Source organism: Verrucomicrobiia bacterium (assembly GCA_035577545.1).
Classification (GTDB): Bacteria; Verrucomicrobiota; Verrucomicrobiia; order Palsa-1439; family Palsa-1439; genus Palsa-1439.
Genome location: DATLVI010000008.1, coordinates 67,914 through 89,381, shown reverse-complemented (window position 1 = coordinate 89,381; position 21,468 = coordinate 67,914). Strand labels below are relative to the sequence as shown.

The 21,468-nt window shown below is 58.9% G+C and carries 19 protein-coding genes; 6 read left to right on the top strand and 13 right to left on the bottom strand.

Translation table 11 applies throughout. The features are described from left to right. Positions 1-74: 74 nt before the first annotated feature. Genes VNL17_02265 through VNL17_02255 form a run of 3 tightly spaced genes read left to right on the top strand, consistent with a single transcriptional unit; the run spans position 75 to position 3,443 of the window. On the top strand, positions 75-752 hold the full coding sequence (locus VNL17_02265) for a succinate dehydrogenase cytochrome b subunit (GenBank protein ID HXI82898.1): 678 nt from the start codon (positions 75-77) through the stop codon (positions 750-752). Position 753: 1 nt separating this feature from the next. Further along, positions 754-2,670: a fumarate reductase/succinate dehydrogenase flavoprotein subunit gene (locus VNL17_02260; protein HXI82897.1), complete on the top strand. Its 1,917-nt coding sequence runs from the start codon at positions 754-756 to the stop codon at positions 2,668-2,670. Further along, the gene (locus VNL17_02255; protein HXI82896.1) at positions 2,670-3,443 is read left to right on the top strand and encodes a succinate dehydrogenase/fumarate reductase iron-sulfur subunit; all 774 of its coding nucleotides are present in this window, start codon (positions 2,670-2,672) and stop codon (positions 3,441-3,443) included. Before VNL17_02260 ends, VNL17_02255 begins: the two co-directional genes overlap by 1 nt. A gap of 3 nt (positions 3,444-3,446) precedes the next feature. Here VNL17_02255 and VNL17_02250 read toward each other — a convergent pair whose 3' ends face one another. The 7 genes from VNL17_02250 to VNL17_02220 all read right to left on the bottom strand — a co-directional run bounded on the left by VNL17_02250 (position 3,447) and on the right by VNL17_02220 (position 11,344). After that, entirely contained in the window at positions 3,447-4,823 is a 1,377-nt protein-coding gene (locus tag VNL17_02250; protein HXI82895.1) for an MFS transporter, read from the bottom strand. 96 nt (positions 4,824-4,919) lie between these two features. Further along, a complete protein-coding gene (locus tag VNL17_02245; GenBank protein ID HXI82894.1) occupies positions 4,920-5,588 on the bottom strand; it encodes a zinc metallopeptidase in 669 nt (222 codons plus the stop codon). 42 nt (positions 5,589-5,630) lie between these two features. Beyond that, the gene (locus VNL17_02240; protein HXI82893.1) at positions 5,631-6,746 is read right to left on the bottom strand and encodes a Xaa-Pro peptidase family protein; all 1,116 of its coding nucleotides are present in this window, start codon (positions 6,744-6,746) and stop codon (positions 5,631-5,633) included. Then, positions 6,743-7,753: a tRNA (adenosine(37)-N6)-threonylcarbamoyltransferase complex transferase subunit TsaD gene (gene tsaD / locus VNL17_02235; protein HXI82892.1), complete on the bottom strand. Its 1,011-nt coding sequence runs from the start codon at positions 7,751-7,753 to the stop codon at positions 6,743-6,745. Before tsaD ends, VNL17_02240 begins: the two co-directional genes overlap by 4 nt. A gap of 21 nt (positions 7,754-7,774) precedes the next feature. Further along, positions 7,775-9,106, bottom strand: a complete 1,332-nt coding sequence (locus VNL17_02230) for a S41 family peptidase (protein ID HXI82891.1) — start codon at positions 9,104-9,106, stop codon at positions 7,775-7,777. A 121-nt stretch (positions 9,107-9,227) separates the two neighbouring features. Further along, positions 9,228-9,926, bottom strand: a complete 699-nt coding sequence (locus VNL17_02225) for a hypothetical protein (protein HXI82890.1) — start codon at positions 9,924-9,926, stop codon at positions 9,228-9,230. Between the two features lie 14 nt (positions 9,927-9,940). Continuing rightward, positions 9,941-11,344, bottom strand: coding sequence for a phosphoglucomutase/phosphomannomutase family protein (locus VNL17_02220; GenBank protein HXI82889.1), 1,404 nt, complete (start codon positions 11,342-11,344; stop codon positions 9,941-9,943). A gap of 82 nt (positions 11,345-11,426) precedes the next feature. On the opposite strand from VNL17_02220, the gene VNL17_02215 reads away from it, so the two are divergent. Continuing rightward, a complete protein-coding gene (locus VNL17_02215; GenBank protein HXI82888.1) occupies positions 11,427-12,182 on the top strand; it encodes a class I SAM-dependent methyltransferase in 756 nt (251 codons plus the stop codon). Here VNL17_02215 and uppP read toward each other — a convergent pair. From uppP to VNL17_02200, 3 genes are read right to left on the bottom strand one after another with little or no spacing between them, the layout of a single operon-like run. After that, the gene (gene uppP, locus VNL17_02210) at positions 12,150-13,001 is read right to left on the bottom strand and encodes an undecaprenyl-diphosphatase UppP (protein HXI82887.1); all 852 of its coding nucleotides are present in this window, start codon (positions 12,999-13,001) and stop codon (positions 12,150-12,152) included. The two genes, VNL17_02215 and uppP, sit on opposite strands and share 33 nt — an antisense overlap. 4 nt (positions 13,002-13,005) lie before the next feature. Beyond that, on the bottom strand, positions 13,006-13,926 hold the full coding sequence (locus VNL17_02205) for a thiamine pyrophosphate-dependent enzyme (GenBank protein HXI82886.1): 921 nt from the start codon (positions 13,924-13,926) through the stop codon (positions 13,006-13,008). Between the two features lie 17 nt (positions 13,927-13,943). After that, positions 13,944-15,791 carry a 2-oxoacid:acceptor oxidoreductase subunit alpha gene (locus tag VNL17_02200; protein HXI82885.1) on the bottom strand — a complete coding sequence of 616 codons (1,848 nt, stop codon included), beginning with the start codon at positions 15,789-15,791 and terminating at the stop codon, positions 13,944-13,946. 203 nt (positions 15,792-15,994) lie between these two features. Between VNL17_02200 and VNL17_02195 the strand changes: the two genes are divergently transcribed. Together VNL17_02195 and VNL17_02190 are read left to right on the top strand one after the other, a co-directional pair. Further along, positions 15,995-17,398, top strand: coding sequence for a tetratricopeptide repeat protein (locus VNL17_02195; protein ID HXI82884.1), 1,404 nt, complete (start codon positions 15,995-15,997; stop codon positions 17,396-17,398). Positions 17,399-17,780: 382 nt separating this feature from the next. Beyond that, positions 17,781-18,437 (top strand): carboxypeptidase regulatory-like domain-containing protein, encoded by a 657-nt coding sequence (locus VNL17_02190; GenBank protein ID HXI82883.1) that lies wholly within the window; start codon positions 17,781-17,783, stop codon positions 18,435-18,437. Positions 18,438-18,446: 9 nt separating this feature from the next. Here VNL17_02190 and VNL17_02185 read toward each other — a convergent pair whose 3' ends face one another. Genes VNL17_02185 through accD form a run of 3 tightly spaced genes read right to left on the bottom strand, consistent with a single transcriptional unit; the run spans position 18,447 to position 21,368 of the window. Next, positions 18,447-19,094 (bottom strand): HAD-IA family hydrolase, encoded by a 648-nt coding sequence (locus VNL17_02185; GenBank protein ID HXI82882.1) that lies wholly within the window; start codon positions 19,092-19,094, stop codon positions 18,447-18,449. 11 nt (positions 19,095-19,105) lie between these two features. Further along, positions 19,106-20,434, bottom strand: a complete 1,329-nt coding sequence (locus tag VNL17_02180; GenBank protein ID HXI82881.1) for a folylpolyglutamate synthase/dihydrofolate synthase family protein — start codon at positions 20,432-20,434, stop codon at positions 19,106-19,108. Positions 20,435-20,489: 55 nt separating this feature from the next. Continuing rightward, positions 20,490-21,368 carry an acetyl-CoA carboxylase, carboxyltransferase subunit beta gene (gene accD, locus VNL17_02175; GenBank protein HXI82880.1) on the bottom strand — a complete coding sequence of 293 codons (879 nt, stop codon included), beginning with the start codon at positions 21,366-21,368 and terminating at the stop codon, positions 20,490-20,492. Positions 21,369-21,468 lie beyond the last annotated feature (100 nt).

Below are 21,468 nucleotides of genomic sequence, written 5' to 3'. Positions count from 1 at the left end.
CCATCCCTGCGGCAGGTTTCGGAAGAAACTTCTGGCATTCTGCGGCGCATTTTATTACCACCGTAGCTGCATCCATGAATATTTTGCTGCGGCTTTTTACCTCCACGCTCGGAAAGAAGTTCCTGATGGCCATCACTGGCGCCGGGCTTTTGCTGTTTGTGATCGGCCATTTGGTTGGAAACTTGCAGATCTTTCTCGGCCCGGAATCGATCAACCGCTACGGTCACTTCCTCCAAACGACGCCCGAGATCCTCTGGCCGGCTCGTATCGGATTGCTGGCGTTCGTGATTATCCACATCTGGGCCTCCATCTCGCTGACCATCGAGAATCGCGCGGCGCGCGCCACGGGTTATGAAGTAAAGGAACTGGTGGCAGCCAGCACCGCTTCCCGAACCATGATCTGGAGCGGACTGATTATCTTCGCCTTCGTGTGTTTTCACCTCGCGCATTACACCTTGCTGGTCGTTCACCCGGAGTATCGCGACCTGATGGATACCCAGGGTCGGCATGACATTTATCAGATGATGGTCTTCGGCTTCTCGAGCTGCTGGGTTTCTGGGTTCTATGTCCTGGGTATCGGCCTGCTCTGCATCCATCTCAGTCACGGCACCAGCGCGATGTTCCAGTCGCTCGGACTGAAAAACGCGGCCTACGAATGCGTGATCGACCGCCTGGCGAAGGTCATGGCGGTCCTGATTTTTCTCGGTTACATCTCAATCCCGGTCGCGGTGTTGGCCGGGGTGGTGAAATAACATGAAACTCGACGCCCGAATTCCTTCCGGACCGCTCCCGCAGAAGTGGGACAAGCACAAAGCCAGCATCAAGCTCGTCAATCCGTCCAACAAACGGAAATATGAGATCATTGTCGTCGGGACGGGGTTGGCCGGGGCTTCGGCGGCGGCCTCCCTCGCGGAGCTTGGCTACGGCGTCAAATCGTTTTGCATTCAGGACAGCCCGCGCCGCGCGCACAGCGTCGCCGCGCAAGGCGGTATCAACGCGGCGAAGAATTACCAGAACGACGGCGACAGCGTCTTTCGCCTCTTTTACGATACGATCAAGGGCGGCGACTTCCGCTCGCGCGAGGCCAATGTCCACCGCCTCGCGGAGGTCAGCGTCAATATCATCGACCAGTGCGTCGCGCAAGGCGTGCCGTTCGCGCGTGAGTATGGTGGCGCTTTGGCGAATCGCTCATTTGGCGGCGCGCAGGTCTCGCGGACATTTTACGCGCGTGGCCAAACCGGCCAACAACTCCTTCTCGGCGCGTACCAGGCGCTGATGCGGCAGGTCGGTCTCGGGCAGGTCAAGCTCTTCCCTCGAACCGAGATGCTCGAGTTGGTGGTCGTCAACGGTCACGCCAAGGGCATCGTGGTACGCGATATGGTCACCGGCAAGATTTCCTCGCACTCCGCCGATGCGGTCGTGCTGGCCACCGGCGGCTACGGCAACGTCTATTATCTTTCAACCTATGGTCGCGGCTCTAACGCCACGGCGATCTGGCGCGCGTACAAGAAGGGCGCTACTTTCGCCAACCCCTGCTTCACTCAAATCCATCCGACCTGCATCCCGGTAACCGGCGATTATCAGTCGAAGCTGACCCTGATGAGCGAGTCGCTGCGTAACGACGGCCGTGTCTGGGTGCCAAAACAGAAGGGCGACAAGCGTTCCCCGGGTGAGGTTCCCGAAGGCGAACGTGACTATTATCTGGAGCGCAAATACCCCAGTTACGGCAACCTCGCGCCCCGTGATATTTCTTCGCGCGCGGCAAAACAGGTCTGCGACGAAGGCCGCGGGGTTGGCGAGAGCGGCCTCGGGGTCTATCTTGATTTTGCCGATGCGATCCAGCGGCTCGGCATCGACAAGATTCGGGAGCGCTACGGCAATCTCTTCGACATGTACCACGAGATCACGCACGAAGACGCTTACCACACGCCCATGCGCATCTTCCCGGCGATTCACTATACGATGGGCGGCTTGTGGGTGGACTACAATTTGATGAGCAATTTGCCGGGACTTTTCGTGATCGGGGAGGCGAACTTTTCCGACCACGGTGCGAACCGCCTCGGCGCCAGCGCGCTCATGCAGGGGTTGGCGGACGGCTATTTCGTGCTCCCCTACACCATCGGCGACTACCTGGCCTCGCAAAAACCCGGTTCGCGCCCGAAAACGGACGCCGACGAGTTTAAGCTGACCGAGTACGAGACGACCGATCGCATCAAGAAGCTGCTGGCGGTTCGCGGCACGAAAACAGTGACGGATTTTCACAAGGAGCTGGGCAGGATTTTGTGGAGTCACTGCGGCATGGCGCGCAACGAAAAGAGCCTGAAGGAAGCCCTGACCCGGATTCCCGCGCTCCGCGAAGAGTTCTGGAAAAACGTGAACGTCCCCGGCAGTGGCGAGGACCTCAACCAGTCCCTGGAGCGCGCCGGCCGCGTGGCGGATTACCTCGAGTTGGCAGAGTTGCTCGTCTATGACGCGCTGATGCGCGACGAATCGTGTGGCTGCCATTTCCGCGAGGAACACCAGACGAACGACGGTGAGTGCGACCGGAATGACGCGCAGTATGCCTACGTCGCGGCGTGGGAGTTCACAGGCGCCTGCAAAACGCCCACCTTGAACAAGGAACCGCTCGTTTACGAGGAAGTGCACCTCGCGCAGAGGAGTTACAAGTAATGAACGTCAAACTGCGAGTGTGGCGGCAGAAGGACCCGGAAAGCGCCGGCGGTTTCGTTGCCTACGAGGCGAAGGATATCAATCCCAACATGTCGTTCCTCGAAATGCTCGACGTGATCAACGAAGATCTGACCAAACGCGGCGAAGAGCCGATCGCGTTCGACCACGATTGCCGCGAAGGCATTTGCGGCATGTGCTCTTGTGTCATCAACGGTGAACCGCACGGCCCGGAGTACAAGGTCGCCACCTGCCAGACCTATATGCGAAGTTTCCACGACGGCGAAACCATCACCGTCGAACCATTCCGCGCGAAGGCATTTCCATTGATCAAGGATTTGGTGGTCGATCGCACCGCGTTCGACCGCGTTATCCAGGCGGGAGGATTCGTTTCCGTCTCCACCGGCTCGGCACCCGACGGCAACGCGATCCTCGTACCGAAACCGGACGCTGACCTGGCGATGGACGCCGCAGCTTGCATCGGCTGTGGCGCGTGCGTGGCAGCCTGCAAGAACGCCAGCGCGATGTTGTTTGTCGCCGCCAAAGTTTCGCACCTGAATCTCCTGCCGCAAGGTAAGCCCGAGAAAGACCGCCGCGTCCTTGCCATGGTGACACAGATGGACGAGGAAGGTTTTGGCGCATGTACCGTCACCGGTTCCTGCGAAGCGGTCTGCCCCAAGGGGATCAGCCTGAACTTCATTGCGAAGATGAACCGCGATTACTTCGGGGCCATCTTCAGGGCTGGCCCGAAACCCGTAGTTGCCCCCGAGGCGTAAACCCTACGTTGGGTTGTTGAAGTGGCCAAGCGAGCGCTGTTTTTTCATGACGAGCACCATCGCGGTGCCGCCAATGAGTCCAAAACCCGCCATCGTGGGGTACCAAACGCCCCAGCCAAATTTGTCAATCAGCCAACCGGTTGCCGGCAGGAAAATTGTCATACCGAAATACTGGAAGGAATCGATTACGCCGGAAGCAAAACCGGCCATTTTTCGGCCCCCAATATCCATGGGTGCTGCGGCGCCCACGAGTGAGTGCGTTGAGTTAACCATCAGCGAAATCAAAATCAGGAAGAGGCAGCCGAGAAAAACGCCGCCCCGCGTGGGACCTACTACTCCGGAGTAAATCACCACGGCGGCCAGGCCGATTACAATGGCCTGGAGGAAATACAGTCCCATGGCGACCGGCGAACGATGTCCCTTGAAGAACCTGTCGGAGACGATCCCTGAAAGCAACGAGCCGACCACCGCCACCATGGGTACCGCAAATCCCAGCGTCCAGACCAGGGCGCGCGGTTTGTCCTCTGGGTTCAACTTCAGTACATCGTGGAAATACAACACCGCCAATTGGTCGGAACTGCTGCGTACAGCTCCCGTGCACGCGTAGGCGACAGCATAAAACCATACCAGTGGGTGCGTGAAGACTGTCGTAAAACATTTGCGAATGCTGATTCGTACGCCGCTACTCGAGTCTACTTCGTCATGAATGAGGCCCGGCCACCCGGCTTCTTCGGGAGTCTCTTTCGCACAGAAGGCCACGATGACCGCACACACCGCAGTGATGATGGGTGGGATGCGGAATAGCCAGCGCCAGTCACCCTTGGCCACGGTCCAGGCGCCAATCGTGAAGCCCGCCAGAATAAGCGGTGCCAACGCGCCAATCGATACCTGGCCCAACTGAATCATGAAACCAAAGATCCCGGCAAAGGTTCCCCGCTCGTTGCGATTGAACCACGCCGCGTTAATCTTGATCATGCCCGGCGCGCCAAACGATTGGAAATACCCGTTCATCAGCCAGATAAGCGCGAAAGTCGTAAACGTTCCGGCGAACGAGGCGAAACCGTAGATCAGGTTGATGATGATTGTCCCGGCCGCGCCGATCAACATCGCCGCACGTCCTCCGATACGATCCGTGATCAGGCCGTTGACGAGCTGGCCGATCCCGTAGGCCAGCGACCACGCGCTCAGAATTCCTGTGATCTGGAACGTATTGAACCCAAATTCATGAACCATCCCCGTCGTCGCAAATCGAAAATTATAGCGGCAGACGTAGTACGAGGCGTACATGAGCCCCAAGCTCACCCAATTCAAGCCACGGCGGGGACGAAAGCCAGCGGGATATTTGTTGCGACCGGTAGGAGAAGGCGAAGTCTGGTCCATGAATTCTTTTTTGCGCGAAGCCCTGCCTCAAATCGTGCCGAGACGGTAAACGGACTGGCTCAACAAAGTCAAAGAAAATTTGACCGTTTTATGCCGTTAACGACGACGATTCGCCAGGATGAGACGAGCCAATTGTGCGGCCGTGGCGACCGCGGCAGCTACATAAGTCAACGCGGCAGCGTTCAGGACACTGTTAACACCCTGAATCTCGTTGCGGTTGATAAGGCCGCTGGTTTGCAGGATCATCTTGGCCTGGGAACTTGCATTGAATTCAACCGGCAGAGTGACGAGCTGGAACACCAACAGGATTGCGTAGCCGATGATGCCAAGCTCGATCAGCAGCGGGCTGCGGAATAGGAAACCGATCAGAACGATGGGCCAAACAAATTGCGAGACGAACATCGTTGCAGGAACAATCGCCGACCGAACCTGTAGCGGCGCGTACAGATGCTGGTGCTGTATCGCATGACCCGTCTCGTGCGCGGCAATACCGAGGGCCGCAATGGAGTGGCCATCATAAACATCTGGTGACAGCGCCAACGTCTTCGTCCTCGGATCGTAGTGGTCACCCAAAAAACCATCCGCGCGGGTGATCTGGACGTCATGGATTCCAGCGTCGGCCATCAATTCTGCTGCGGCTTGCGCGCCGCTGCGACCGGATTGCGCTGGCACGCGCGAGTATTTGTTAATGGCCGACCGCACCATGACCTGAGCCACCAGGCCTGGTACCAAAATCAAAAACAAAAGAAAAAGTCCGATTCCCATATCCACAGTATCTCCGACAGCGGACAATCTAGCCCGCAGCACCTAGATTTCAAGTACCTTTGGAAAACGCGCGAGATTGCGCGCGCCATTCCGCTGGACCACCGCGACATCTTCGAGGCGTACGCCGCCAATACCCCAATAATACAAGCCCGGCTCCACGGTCACCACGTGGCCGGCCCGCAACACCTCAGAGACCGTGCTGACTCGTGGTCGCTCGTGCACGTCCAGCCCGAGGCCATGGCCTGTACCGTGGAAGAACCCCCGCATCCGTCCATGCACGCGGCCGGTTCTGTAGCCCCCATCGATGAATAGTTGCTGGATTGCGCCGTGAACATCCCGGCCGTTTGCCCCGGCGCGCAGCTTCTGGAAGGCAAGCTGTTGGGCCATGCCGACAACCGCGTACATTTTCTTCACCGCCTCGGTGGCGCGCCCGCGCACGACGGTCCGTGTAATGTCACCGCAGTAGCCTGTGTGCGTGTCCCGTGGAAAAATGTCGAGGATGATCGTTGCGTGCGCGCGGAGTGGACCATGACCACTTTCGTGTGGGTCGCACCCCTGATTACCGCAGGCGACGATGGTGTGCGACGCGATACCGCCCAGACCAGCGATGGTCGCGTTGATGACACCCTGGACATCCTCGGCCATCAGCTTCTTCCCGCGCCAATAGAGGAATCCTCCTCGACCGATACGGCTCAACCGCAGGACGTTCACAGCGGACTGCACCCCGTGTTCCGCCAGGCGCATTGCATCGGACAGCTTGGAGATCTCCGTCGGCGTCTTGATCTCGCGCTCGGGGAAGAAAGGGTTGGGTTTCACGCTGAGGCGAATGCCGCGCAATTGTTTTGCGAGGCCAATCGGGAATGAATCCGGCACTTCCACGTTACGAATCTTGAAGTCACGCAAGACGCGGTTGAGGATGTCGCTAAAACGCGGCTGTTTCACGCCGGCCAGTTTCAGTTGTCTTTGATAGGCCCCAAAAGAAAGCACGCGGTCCACCTGCGCTTGTTTGCGGGCACGGTCGATTTCCAGGTCGCTCATCACGGCGTACGTCCGGCCGCGCACCTCGAACCAAATGAACGGGTCAGGCACGAACATGCGTGTGGCATACAGCATGTTCGCGTCCCGTTCGCTATCGGCCACCATCAAGCGTGCGGTCATGGATTACCTCCTGCTCCCAAACCCATTGACGGGGCAACCTCCAGTGAAAAATCGCTCGGTTTGCCGGACTGCAGTTTATAGTACGCCAGCGCCGCGATCATTGCGGCATTATCAGTGCACAACCTTGGCGGCGCGAACAACAACCGCAAGCCGTTATCCGCACAGCCGGCGGTCAACGCTTTGCGGAGACGACCGTTAACGGAAACGCCTCCTGAAACACTCACAGTTTTGACGCGCCGTGAGACGGTGGCTCGCAGGGTCTTGCCAACGAGCACATCCACCACCGCCTCTTGAAAGCTTGCGCAGACATCCTCAACGCTATGTTGTGGGTTCTTGCGCAGAAAGTAAAGGACGGCGGTCTTCAGTCCGCTGAAACTAAAATTGTCACTCGCGTCGTGCAACATGCTCCGTGGAAACCCTATGGCAGCGGGGTTTCCCTTCCCGGCAAGCTTCTCGATTTCCGGGCCGCCGGGATAACCCAATCCCAAAAGCTTGGCGACCTTGTCAAACGCCTCGCCGGCCGCATCATCGACGGTCTGCCCGAGGATTTCGTGTTCTCCGATCGCCGTTGCGTGGGCGAGAATGGTGTGCCCGCCCGAGACAATGAGCGAAACCATTGGGAGCGCATCGGTCGCGCTATTCGCCAGGAGTGGCGAGTAAAGATGCGCCTCAACATGGTTGATGCCGACGAACGGCTTTCCCGTGGCGAAAGCGACGCCCTTGGCCGTGTTAAGACCTATCAACAACGACGAGGCCAGGCCCGGGCCATACGTGGCCCCGATGGCGTCGATCTGTTCCATGGATGTGTGCGCTTCCGCCAGCGCTTGCTCGATCACCGAGTTAATCAATCGAAGATGGTTGCGTGAAGCGAGTTCGGGCACGACGCCGCCATAGGGGCGGTGCAGTGAGATTTGCGAGCTGACAACGTTGGACAGTATCTCTCCGCCGTCGCGCACGACCGCGGCAGAGGTTTCGTCGCAGGAGGTCTCGACGCCGAGCACGTTCACAGTGTTGCGCCCGGCACGCCTTTAGTCCGCCGTCGCGGCGGCGGTCGTCGCGGTCGCCTTCACATTCTGTTTGGCAACCTTCGCCTGTTTGGCGAACAGTTTGACACCCTTGATCACGTCGACAGCCCGGTCGAGCTGGAGATCCGCGATGGGCGCTGTCTTTTCCGTGCTCTCTGTCTGCGGCAAACTGGCGGTGGCGCGTTGTTCCAGCAGCTTGCGCTCGTCTTCCTCGGAAACAGGCACCATGATGTCCGGCGTGACACCGTGTTCGTGAATGACCTTGTGACTCGGTGTGTAGTATTTGGCCGTCGTCAAGCGCACCGCCGACCCGTCCTTGAGTTGGAGGATGCTCTGGACCGAGCCTTTGCCGAAGGTGGTTTCACCCACCAGCACCGCGCGACGCAAGTCCTGCAGCGCGCCCGCCACGATCTCGCTGCCGCTGGCGCTGCCGGCGTTGACGAGGACCACGACGGGGTAGGCCAGTCGTTTCTTGCCGCGCTCAGAGCGGTAAACGACCTTCTGCGCCGGGTCGCGCCCTTCCGTGGACACAATCAATTCCCCCGCCGGGATGAATTCACTGGCAATCCTCCGCGCGGATTCAAGCAGGCCGCCGGGGTTATTGCGTAAGTCGATGATCAGCGCGTCCATCCCCTGCCCTTCGAGTTTTGCGAGCGCCTTTTCGAATTCCTCGGCGGTCGGCTCGTTAAACTGCGTAATCCGCACGTAACCGATGCCATCTCCGAGAATCTTCGCGTCCTTGACACTATCCACTTTGATCTCGGCGCGTTCGATGGTGTAGTCCTTGATCTTCTCACCGGGATCCTTGGCTTTGGTACGGAACATGGTAATCGTGACCTTCGTGCCCGGGTCGCCACGCAACTGCCGCACCGCGTCCTGCAGGCCCATCTTCTCCGTGACCTTGCCGTTGATCTTGATAATACGGTCGCCGGGCAGCAGCCCGGCCTTGGCGCCAGGAGTATCCTCCATCGGCGCCACGACGGTCAGAAAACCTTCCTTGGACATGCTGATGACGATACCGATGCCGCCGAACTTGCCCTCCGTGTCCTCCTTCATGTCTTCGTATGCCTTGGGCTCCATGAACTGGCTGTGAGGGTCGAGCGAGTTGACCATCCCCTTGAGGGCGCCGTACGTCAGGTCCCGGTACGACACGGCATTGCCGTCCACGTATTCCTTGCGGACCAACTCCATGACCTGGGTCATGAGTTCCATCTGCGCGTACGGGTTGTCCTTTTCCTGCTTGCTGGAAGCTTCCGAGTAGATCCGCGCAGCGATGGCGAGGTTGATTCCCAACAACACCACAATCAACACGACGGTGATACGTTTCATGCTCATAAAATGTCTCTCAAATATTCGTTTACTCTACCGCAGAAAGGACATTCGCTCAAATACCCATGCGGCGAGCCGGCGATTCGGTTACCATACGACCCCCGGGAGAACGAATCAAGCGCATCCTTCAATTGATGGCACCGGCGGGCGGAACGACCGCCGTGGGAGGCAGGCGAGGGCTTTCCTTTTCCTCTTCGGCAATCTCCACGACTTCATCATTTTGGAAAGTGATGACCTTATGCCCGGCCGGTTCGCGTCGATAGCTCACCACTTGTTGCAGTTGCCCGTTACCATCATGGGATTGCGCATAATGCGGCAGATACCTGTAAACGGTGTAAACCCATCGCTCTTGCTCGCCCTCGCGCGTGCGTAGTCGCGTGGTGCGGTCCGGCTTCCCGAGGCTGGCGCGTACCTCCGCGCGTGTCATCGTGGCGGTGACTTCATGGCGCTCGATCAATTCGCGGTGCGCCTGGGCTTTTTCGCGGCGTGCCCGTAATTTATCCACCAGCCCCACGGGCGGTGCCTCCAATGCTTGCGCGTCTACCCAGCCTCGCGCGGCACCCGTCGCGATCCGGGCGGCCACATAATGCCGGGTTTCTCCCAGCGCGACGACTTCCACCGCCTCCCCTGGCGCGAGGTAGGCTCGGACGCTGCGCGGGTCGCGCGAAAAAGTGATGGGGGTACGATAGAGCGTCCTTAGGTAAAGGACGGGCTGCTTCCACTCGTCAAGGTAGAGAACGTCGTCGTAACGAGTCTCGGCGGCCGGGAGCGCCGCCGCTCCGCACAGCAAGCACAATACTGCGAATGTTGATCTCTGCCAGCGCATGAAGAAGTCTTCGACTACTTGACCAGCTCCAGTGCCGCCTCGCGAAAGCCGGCCAACTGGCGGGCTGTACGACCTTCGAGGTAACACCGAAATACAGGCTCCGTTCCCGAGGCACGAAACATCACCCAACAACCGTCACCAAGCAAGAATTTATATCCATCCGTTGCGACAACGTTCCTGACCTTCTGTCCAGCGAACTCATTCAGCCCATTCTTGAATCGCTGCAGCAGCTCTTCCTTCCGCTCCTGGGTCACATGCAGATTGATGCGGTCGCTGACGATCCCGCCGGCGCGCTTTTGAATTTCCCATAAAATCGCGCCGAGTGCCCTGCCCTCGTAAGCGACCAGTTCCGCCATCAACAAGCACGCCAGAATCCCATCCTTTTCCGGCACGTGTCCTTTCACACTCAGGCCTCCGCTCTCCTCGCCCCCGACGATGATCGGCTCGCTTTCCATCAATGCGCCGATGTATTTGAAGCCCACCGGCGTCTCATGCACCTTGACCCCGAACTCCCGCGCCACCGCATCTACCAAATGGCTCGTCGCCACCGTGCGTACGACTGCGCCGGTCCAGTGGCGGTTCTTCACCAAATGGTACAGTGCCAGGGCAAGAACCTGGTTCGCGTTAATGAACGTGCCGTCGCGATCGACAATGGCGAAGCGGTCGGCGTCAGGATCGAGCCCCAATCCAAGCACGGCCTTCGTTTTCGTCAGGCGCGCCAGTAGTTCGCCCATGTTCTCGCGAATGGGTTCGGGATGACCGCCGCCAAAGAGTGGATCCGGATGCCCGTGCAGCGCGTCGACTTTCCAGCCATTGCGCGCGAGCAATTCATCGAGATAGCCGCGGCCCGTGCCGTACATCAGATCGACTACGACCTTCTTCGGGTGCTTCTTGAGTGTAGTAAAATCGATGAGTTTGCGAAGTTGAGAGAAATACCCGGGTAGTGGATCAAAGATTCTTACGGCCTTCGATTGGCGACTGGCAGGCAACCGCTGACCAGTCAGTGCATTCGCCCTTGCCTCAATTTCCTTCGCCGTTTCGGGTGAACAGGGTGCGCCATTCGATTCATTGAACTTTAAGCCATTCCATTCGGCGGGATTGTGGCTGGCCGTAATGTTAATGCCACCGCTCGCCTTGTGGGCGCGGATCGCATGCGCGATGACCGGTGTCGGCGCATCGCGATCAGTCAGCAGGACCTCGAACCCGTAACCGGCCACGATCTCGGCACAGCGGGTGGCGAAAGTCCGGGACAGAAAGCGCGTGTCGTGGCCGACGATCAACAGTTTCCTGGCCTTGGCTGGAGGGTTTTCGTCCAGTTGCTGCGCGATGGCGTGCGCGGCAACCTCAACATTCCCAAACGTGAATGTGTCACTGATGATCCCCCGCCAACCCGATGTGCCAAATTTGATGACCGACATGATACGGAGATTATCGCGATTGCCGCGCGCGCGTCTAGACGAATGCGAGCGGCAGATGCTATCCTGATGACGGTAACAGGCCATGTCACAGGAATCCGCCAATTCCGCTGCGTCCCAGATTGATCTTCTGTCCACAAAGGACGGTTATGATCTTTGGGCCGCGATCTACGATGAGGACGGCAATCCCCTGATCGCCATTGAAGAACCGTTGGTGGATCGATTGCTCGGCGATGTTCGTGGGCTGGCCGTGGCGGACATCGGGTGCGGGACGGGACGGCACGCCGTACGTCTTGCGTCGGCGGGAGCGGCTGTCCACGCGCTGGACTTTTCCGCGGCGATGTTGGAGCGGGCGCGAACAAAGGCGCAAGGGTTGAACATCACCTTTCTCGCGCATGATTTGGCCGAACCGCTACCTTTTACGGACCAATCCTTCGATCGCGTCGTCTGCGGATTGGTGATCGATCACATCAGCGACTTGGTTGGGCTATTTGGGGAGATGCGCCGCATCTGTCGTCCCTCCGGATTCGTCGTCGTCTCGGTCATGCACCCTGCGATGATGCTGCGGGGAGTCCAGGCCCGATTCCACGACCCCGCGAGCGGACGAGAAATTCGCCCAGCCAGCTGCCCGCATCAGTTAAGTGACTACATCATGGCGGCGGTTCGAGCCGGGTTTATCCTCGACCACTTGAGCGAACATGTCGTCGATGAGGCGCTGGCGAACCGTCTGGAGCGCGCGCGGCGTTACCTGGGCTGGCCGCTGCTGTTCCTGATGCGACTTGTACCAGGGAACAAGCAAGTGCCTGCGCTAGAAAGCTTGCAGTCTCCCGCTGGCCAATAGCGCCAGCAATCCCGCGCCCAGAATGAGTCGATAGATAATGAAAAGCCAGGTGGTGTGACGCTTCAAGTAGTTCATCAGGAACGCGACCGCTCCGTAGCCGACGACGATGGCCACGACGGTGGCCACGACAAGATTCCGTCCCGCGCCCGGTACGGCGAGGAGTTCGTGACGGTGATGCACAAATTCCAGGACACCCGCGCCCAGAAAGGACGGCAGCGCCAACAGGAACGAGAACCGCGCGGCCGTCTCGCGTGTGAAACCGACGAACAGTCCGCCGGTGATGGTCGAACCCGACCGCGAAGCTCCGGGAATCAGCGCCAGGCATTGCACCACACCCACGATGATCGCGTCTGTCCACGTGATGTCTTTCATTCCCCCCAGTTTTGTCCCCGCCGCGACACGAAAGCGCTCCAGGTACTCCGCGACGATCAGCGCCAGCGCCAGGCCGATCTCGGCGAAAGCAATGACGTACAGTGACCGCAGGCTGGTCTCCACGTGCTTTTTGAAGGCCAGCCCCAGCACCATGATCGGCAGCGTTCCCACCACGATCATCCACCCGAGCCGTGCGTCATGGTCGTCAAACAGGCGGCCTGTTTGCGCGCCGCGAAGCATCGCCGCCGCGATACGAACAAGATCATGCCAGAAATACGCCAACAAGGTAACGACGATGGCCAACTGGATCACCGCGGTGAAAGCCGTACCGGGATCGGTCCATCCCAGGAAGGCCGAGACAATGCGGAGATGCGCGGCGCTGCTGATCGGCAGGAATTCCGTCAAGCCCTGGATGAGGCCGAACACGGCTGCCTGGAGCAACGTCATTGGCCTAGCTGAGCCGCGCGAAGGTCTTCTGCAGAAGTTCGGTCGGCGAGGCATTTTCCGCCCGCGCCTTCGAGTCGGCGATCAGCTTGGCCTCCTGGGCATTCTTGGTGGCGCGCTGTTCCTGGTAGAACACGCCGAAGTAGCCGGGGAACGGCGCCATCGCCAGCTTGTACGCGGCGATTTCGTCGGTCACGTTATGGTCCGCGGGCACCAGGTTGAATGCGCCACCCTTGCGTGGGTTGGCGGCGTCGAACGCGCCGGGATAAAACTCGGTGCATTCACTCAAGCATTCGATGACCGAGAAACCATCGTGCGCCATCGCTTTCTCCATCATTTCCATGACGTGATTCGGCAGATGCGCATGCGTGCGGGCAATGAACGTTGCCCCTGCGGCGATGAGTTGTTTCATCGGGTTAATCGGATGATCCACCGCGCCGGTCGGATCGGTCTTCGATTTGAAACCGAGCGGCGAAGTTGGCGAAGTTTGTTTCTTCGTCAAACCGTACACGAAGTTGTCCATGATGACATAGGTCATCTTGACGTTCTTCCGCGCGACGTGGTTGAGATGGTTGCCACCGATGGAGAAGGCATCCCCATCGCCGCCGAACACGAAGACATGCAGGTCCGGCCGCATCATGGAGACGCCGGTAGCGAACGGCGCCGCGCGTCCGTGGAGAAAGTGCACGCCGTACGCGTTCACAAAGTACGGGAAGCGCGACGAGCAGCCGATGCCAGCGATACTCGTGATCTTCTCGTGGGGCAATTGGAGTTTTTCCATCATTTTGAAATAGATGGAGAGAACGCTGAAGTCGCCACAACCCGGACACCACGTCGGGTGGTCAGCGACCAGGTCCTTTTTGGTGTACTTCGCGCGATCGGTCAGTTTGATTTCTTTAGCTTGAAGATCTTTGGCTTCGGCAATCATGGATTTCCTTGGGAGAATCAGGCGCTAACGAGCGCGGGCTCGACAGAGTGTTTCAATTTTTCGTTCATACCGTTCAGAATTTCGCGCACTTTAAAGGGCAGACCGTCCGTCTTGTTAATGCCGCGAATCTTGTCAGTGCAGTACCGCGCCCGCAAAAGCGCGGCCAGTTGGCCGTAGCCATAGAGTCCTTCATCGTTGATCTCCACCACAAAGACGTGATTGAAGCCGTCGAAGATCTCGCCGATACCGGGCTGAAGCGGTTGGATGTAGCGAATGTTCAATGAGCTGACGCTCTCACCCGCCGCGCGCGCCTTGTCCACGGCTTCGCGAATCGGGCCGTGCGATGAACCCCAGCCGACGAGCAACACGTTGCCTTCCGCTGGGCCGTAGGTTTCCGCCTTGGGCAAGCGTCCGGCGAGCACCTGTAGCTTGCGGCGGCGTTTGGCTACCATCATCACATGATTGGCGGGACGGCTGGCGGGATGCCCGGCCTCGTCGTGTTCCAAGCCGGTCACCACCGGATATTTGCCATCAACCATCGGGGTGCCCGGCGGCGCGTGGTGCGCGATGCCGTCGGCCGCATTCTCGTAAGGTTTGTAGTTGGGTCCGCGTGCCGAGAAATCCGGGCTGATGTCCTGCGTCAACTTTGCAAGGTCCGGCATCTCCCAGGCCTCAAACCGCGTGGCCAACGCCTGATCGGAGAGGATGATCACAGGAGAGCTATATTCCCGCGCCAATTTCGCTGCCTCCAGTGTGGTGTAGAAGCAGTCTTCAACCGACGAAGGCGCAAGCACGATACGCGGTGAATCACCGTGGCCACCGAAACAGGCGATATTGAGGTCGCTTTGCTCGACGCTGGTGGGCAAACCCGTGCTCGGGCCGCCGCGCTGGACATCGATGATGACAATGGGCATTTCGGCCATTACGGCCCAGCCCAGAGCTTCGGTCTTCAATGAAAGACCGGGGCCGGAAGTTCCCGTGAGCGAAAGGTAACCCGAATAAGAGGCGCCGCAGGCCATTGCGATGGCCGCGAGTTCGTCCTCGGCCTGCATAAAAATGCCGCCGTACTTCGGCAGTTCCGCGCGCAGGATTTCCATGATGCTCGACCACGGCGTAATCGGATAACCGGCGCCGAAACGAATGCCCGCGGCCAATGCGCCGTAGGCGATGGCCTGGTTGCCGTCCATGACAACCTGCTTGCGCGTAACGCGGTTGCTGGGAGCTACGAACTCAAATGTGTCGGCGACTTTGCCGATGTCATAGCCGTAGCCCGCGTTGAATGCACCAATGACATTGCGAATAACGTCGTCGCCCTTGCCCTTGTAGTAACCTTGCAACATCGCTTCGAGCTTGGGCACGTCGAGATCAAACATGCGCGCAATCAACCCGAGCACGAACATGTTCTTGCCCTTGTCTTTCGCGGTGCCGCCGATGGCTTCGACTGTTTGCCCCGTGATGGGCACACCGATCGCGCGATAGCGCTTCTCGTTGGGATCGGGCTGCACGTTGTCGCTGTCGTAAATGAGGATGCCGCCGTCGCGCAACGTGCTGATGTGATCGTTGTAGGAATGCTGGTAGAAGGTGACGAGAATGTCCACGTCGTCCCCCGCGCTGAGCACTTCGCCTGTGCCGAGACGCACCTGATAAATACTGGGACCGCCCGAAATCGTCGCGGGGATCGTCATGTAAGTGATGACGTCCTTGTCCGTACGCCCGGCCAACCGGGCCAGGAAACCCCCAATCGCCTGAATGCCGTCCTGCGAATTGCCGGCAAACCGAATTACCGCGTCCTGGATTCTTCGCGCACCTGGAGGCCGCTGGCCACCCGGCGCTGCGGAGGAATCTGCCACTTTTTCATCAATCATCTTTGTTTCCTTGAAAGACTACCCTTCTGCTGAAGTCACACCCGAGACCGAGTCTCTACAATACAACAAGACACACGACTACGCAGGGAATATTAACAAAGGACTGACCGCTGTCAACCACGAGACCGCTTGGGTGCAGGAAAAGCCATTGACCGTGCGGAAAGGTTGCTATATTTTGCGGGTGGTTACCCACAAAACTCGTCATGGCTGAGAAAACCAGTAGCAATATCGATCCGCGCGCCAACGGCTTCTACCAGAAGGCGCTTGCGGCCCTGGAACGCAACAACCTCGATTATGCCATCGAGATGCTCATCCAGACCCTCAATATCGAGCCAAACTTCACCAAGGCACGGGAATATTTGCGGGCTGTGCAGATGAAGAAAACGGAATCGGCTGGTGGCTTGAAACGTATGTTCACCGGCGCCAAGCTTACCCCGCTACTGACCAAGGCCAAGATGGCGGTTCAGAAGAATCCCAGTGAGGCCATGACCCTCGCCGAACAGGCCTTGACGGAAGATCCCAAGAACTCCCAGGCGTTGTGGGTTCTCGCGGAAGCTGCCGAGGTTGCCAAGCTTCCCGAAACAGTCGTCCAGACGTTGGAGACGTATACGCGACTGAATCCCAAGGATACCAAGGCGCTGCATTGGCTGGCGCGTTCCTACAAGGAAACGGGCCAGCATGCGCAAGCGGGCGAAACCTATGACCGACTGTTGCAGATTAATCCCAATGATTTTGAGGCGCAGAAAGGCGCCAAGGATTCGACTGCGGATGGCGCGATGGCCGGTGGCGGGTGGGAGGAGAGCACCACATCCTTCCGTGACAAGCTCAAGGACAAGGATGAATCCATCGCGCTGGAGCAGCAGTCGCGGATGGTCCGCGCTGAGGACATGCTGGAGAACCTCATCAAGGAGAAACTCGAGGCACTCGCCAAGGAACCCGAGAGCTCTGTTATCCAGCGCGAACTGGGCAAACTTTACGTGCAGCGGGACAACTACGACGAAGCCCTCCGTTATCTGGAAGGGTTGTACGCGAAGGAAGGTGGCCAGGATCCCTCACTTGAGAAGGAAATTGGCGACACGAAGATCAAACGCCTCGAATTCAAAATCACCGGACAGAAGAAAGAACTCGCGCAGAAGCCCGGCGACCCGGCGCTGACCAGCGAGATCGCCGCCCTGGAAGCCGAACTCGACCAACTCAAACTCGGCGAAGCCCAGCGCCTCGTCGAACGCTACCCGAACGACCTCATGTACCGTTACGAACTGGGCACACTGTATATCAAGATCGGGAATATCGAAGGCGCGGTCGAGCAATTGCAGAAGTCTCGCAACCAGCCGCAGCGGCGAGTCGCCTCCCTCAATCAGCTCGGCCAGTGCTACCAGCAGATGGGCCTTCCCGATATGGCCATCGACACGTACAATGAGGCCATTACGGAACTTCCGGTCATGGACGGATTGAAGAAGGACTTGCTGTACAATCTGGGCAACGCCTACGAGCTCATGGGCGATCAAGAGAAGGCGCTGGCCGCGTACAAGGAGATCGCCAAAGTCGATTTCAGTTACCGCGACGTGCGCGAAAAAATCATGCGCAGGCCTCCGCCGAAGCAGTAGTAGTTCGACGGCCTTGTCAGTCGGTCAGCAGATGAACACGCAAAGAGCAACCTTTGCTCTCTCCTTGGCGACATTGTGCCTCGTTGTCGTCCTGCTCGTTGTTGTTCTCCGAAGAGAATCGCAGAATTCCATCACGCCGGCTTCCCAGGGGCTGTCGGACTCTGAGTCCACTGGGCTCCCGAAGCATTTGGTACAGCCACCCCAGAATTCGCGGGGATCTTCCCTCACTCTTCCTGTTCCGGCCAACCAGACGTCCTCACGTAACATACCGCGAGCAGGTGGCGCCGTTAACGTGCCACCAGCGAAGCCTGAGACCCAAACAGAGCCTCCCGTTTCCCCACCGCCTTCGAAGGGGTCAACCGGCGCCGCTACTCCGGTTGTCGTGCAGGTCTCTCAAAATGGCGCGACGATCACCGGTAAAATTCAATGGCTGGGGGCGGTTCCGAAACTCAGGAGAATATTCTTCGATGCCGATCCGCACTGTGCGCAGATGCATCCCGACCCCGTTTTTGTGGAAAATGTTGTCGTCAATGAGAACGGGACACTCCGCAACGTTTTTGTGTATGTGAAGGAAGGGCTCGAAAGTCTGGCCTTTGAACCGCCCAAAGCTGCCGTGACACTCGAACAGCGCGGGTGCCTGTACCAACCGCACGTTCTGGGAATCATGGTTCACCAGCCGTTGAAGATCTTGAACGATGACAATACGCTGCACAACATCCACGCATTGCCCCACCTCAACCGCGAATTCAATGTAGGCCAGCCCAATCAGGGCATGTCCACCGTTCGCGCCTTTGACAAGCCGGAAGTCATGATCCCGGTCAAATGCGACGTTCATCCGTGGATGAACGCCTACATCGGCGTGCTCGAACATCCGTTTTTTAACGTCACGGGAGATGATGGTTCGTTTCGAATCGAAGGCCTGCCGCCAGGCAGCTTTCTTGTAGAGGCATGGCACGAAGTTTATGGCGTGCAATCGCAGTTGGTGACTGTGACGGATCAGGAAACGAAGGAAGTTGGCTTTACCTTTGGCAAGAACTGAGACCGAGAATTAGTCCGTGTCGATTTTGGCCCAGAGGCCGCGCAGATCGCGCATCCCGACACCCTGCCCTTCACTTCGATTCAGAAGAACGGCCACCATCCCCGCCGCTTCGGCCCCGCGCACATCCGCCTCGTCGCTATCTCCCACATGAACGGCTTCGTTCGCCGGAACATCCGCCTCACGGAGCGCCGCCTGAAAGATCTTTGCCCCCGGCTTCTCAACTCCCACTTCGCAGGAGATGGTCATGGAATCGAAGTAACGGGCCAGCCCAATCTCCCCGAGCAACGGGCGCAGGCGCTCGTCCCAATTGGAAATGACGCCAATATGCAGGCCGCGCGCGCGGGCTTCGCGTAGCGTCTCTTTGACGTCGGGGAAAACCTGCCATGCGCCCGCGTGGGCGAAGGTTTCGTAGAGTTCCTCAAAACACGCCTGCTTCTCCTGCCCCAAGGTGCGGAAGACAACTTCGCGCCACCAGTCCTTGCGAGAAACAGTCAATCCCGGTCGTTTCAGCGCGGCCCATGATTCGCGGAATGCCCGTTCCATCTCTTCCGTCGTGGTCGTCATCCCGTGGCGATTGGCCACCGAGGCATAGATGGCGCCCACTGATGGCCACGGACGCAGCAGTGTGCCGCCCACGTCGAAGAACAGGGCTCGCACGCATACACCGCTCACTGCAATACCAACTCCGTCCGTGTTTTCGCCCTGGTCGGGTGCGCGAACCCGAGCCGATCCAGCGCTTCACCGACGAGGAACAGCGAACCGGTGATGACGATGGCTTCGACATTCTCACGTTGAGCCTGCGCATACGCTTCCTCCAGGCTGCCTGCGACGGTGATTTTCAACCGGGGATTTGCAGCCATGCACCAACGCGCCAACTGGTCCGGATCGCACGTGCGTTCGCTGTTCACAGGTACGCAAAAGATGCGCTCCGCCAGAGGCGCAAGGATCTGGCACATCTGGTCGTAGTTCTTGTCCCGCAAGACGCCGATGATGAGCGTCAGTTTCCGGCCGGCACAACGCTCCCGTAGCGTTGCTGCCAGCCGGTCAGCCGCGGCAGCGTTGTGCGCTCCGTCGAGTACCACGGTCGGATTGTGGTTTACGATTTGAAACCGCCCGGGCCAGGTCGTCTGCGACAGCCCATCGGTAACCTGCGCCACGGTGACGGGCAGCCCGCACGCTTCGAGGGCCGCGATGGCTGTGGCACAGTTGATCGTCTGGTGGGCGCCGAGTAACGGGACCGTGATCGGGCCATAATCGTGGCGCGCGCCCGTCAGTTCGACACGCTGGCCCTGCTCGTCCTCGCTGAGCCGCGTGGCATGAACATCCTGGCCAACTACAGTAAGCGGGCAGCCCTGGGTGGTTGCTGTCGCCCGAATAACGTGGAGAGCTTCTTCAGCGGCGGAAGCAGTGATAACCGGAACCCCCCGCTTGATGATTCCGCATTTTTCCGTTGCGATCTCGGAGAGCGTCTCGCCGAGATACTGGGTGTGGTCAAAGGCAATGTTGGTGATCACGGAAACAAGGGGTGTAACCACGTTCGTCGCGTCCAAGCGACCGCCCAACCCGGTTTCCCAAACAACCACGTTGATCTTCTGCTGCTGAAAATGTTGGAGCGCCACGGCGGTGACCACCTCGAAGAATGTGGGCGCGCGAAACTCGGGATGCGCGGCGACCCTTTCCAGAAGTGGTTTGATCTGCTCCACCAGCCGCACTACGTCAGCCTCGGCAATCGGCTGGCCGTTGATCTGAAACCGCTCACAGAACGACACGAGGTGCGGCGACGTGTAGAGCCCGGTCTTGTAGCCGGCCTTGGATAAGACCGCGTGGAGCATCGCGGCGACACTCCCCTTGCCGTTCGTGCCGGCGATGTGAATGAAACGCAGCCGACTCTGGGGGTCGCCCATTAAGCGCAGTAAATACCGCATCGTCTCCAGGCCCAGTTTCTGGCCAAAGAGACGGATGCCGTAGAGATAGTCGATGGTTTCCGGGTAGGTCATAAGTACTTCTTGGGCTTCGTGGAAGGTTTGCCCTACCGCCGCTCTGGGCACAATGCTAATCCGCCGCTTTGAATTTCCGGCCGCCGCGTCCTGAAAAATAATTCAACAACTGCACAACTGTTTGCTTGAGTTGCTTCCGATGCACAATGAGATCGACCAGGCCACGGTCCCGGAGAAACTCGCTGGTCTGGAAGCCTTCGGGAAGCTCTTGTTGTGTGGTTTCCTTGATCACGCGCGGTCCAGCAAAACCGATGAGCGCCTTCGGTTCGGCGATGATCACGTCACCGAGCGACGCATAGCTGGCCATCACCCCGGCCGTAGTCGGATGGGTGAGGATCGAGATGTAGGGCAGTCCGGCCCTGGCGTGCAGCGCGAGCGCACCGCTTGTCTTGGCCAGTTGCATGAGGCTGAGAATGCCCTCGTACATCCGCGCGCCACCGGAAGCGGAGACAATGACTGCCGGGATCTTCAGCTCGGTGGCCTTCTCGATCGCCCGTGTGATTTTTTCCCCGACAACCGAGCCCATGCTGGCGCCGAGGAAGTTGAAGTCCATGACCGCAAGTGACGTATCGTGACCGTCGAGTTTGCAAAGGCCGATCATCACGGCGTCGTTCATGCCCGTCTGGCGCTGGTACGTGCGCAACCGCTCCGAATAGGCGGCCACCCCCGTAAATTTCAGCATGTCCACGCTCGCCATGTCGGCATCGAGCTCGCGGAAGGTGCCCTCATCGGCGAGCATCGCAATGCGCTCGGGGGCGGTCATCGTAAAGTGGTAATCGCACTTGCTGCAGACTTTCGCGTTGGCCGCGAGTTCCTTGCTGAAGATGATCTCACCGCACGTCTTGCACTTCACCCACAATCCGCTGGGGATCTCGTGCTTCTTCGTCTTGGTCTCGGAAATCTTCGGCTTTTCTTTTTCTTCGAATACCGCCATGACAAGCCTCCTCGCGTGTCGGCAGGACTAACACCTCTTTTGCCACCGCCGACGCTAAAACTTTAGCACAACTGTCCAGCATTGCACCAGTCGTAAAAAT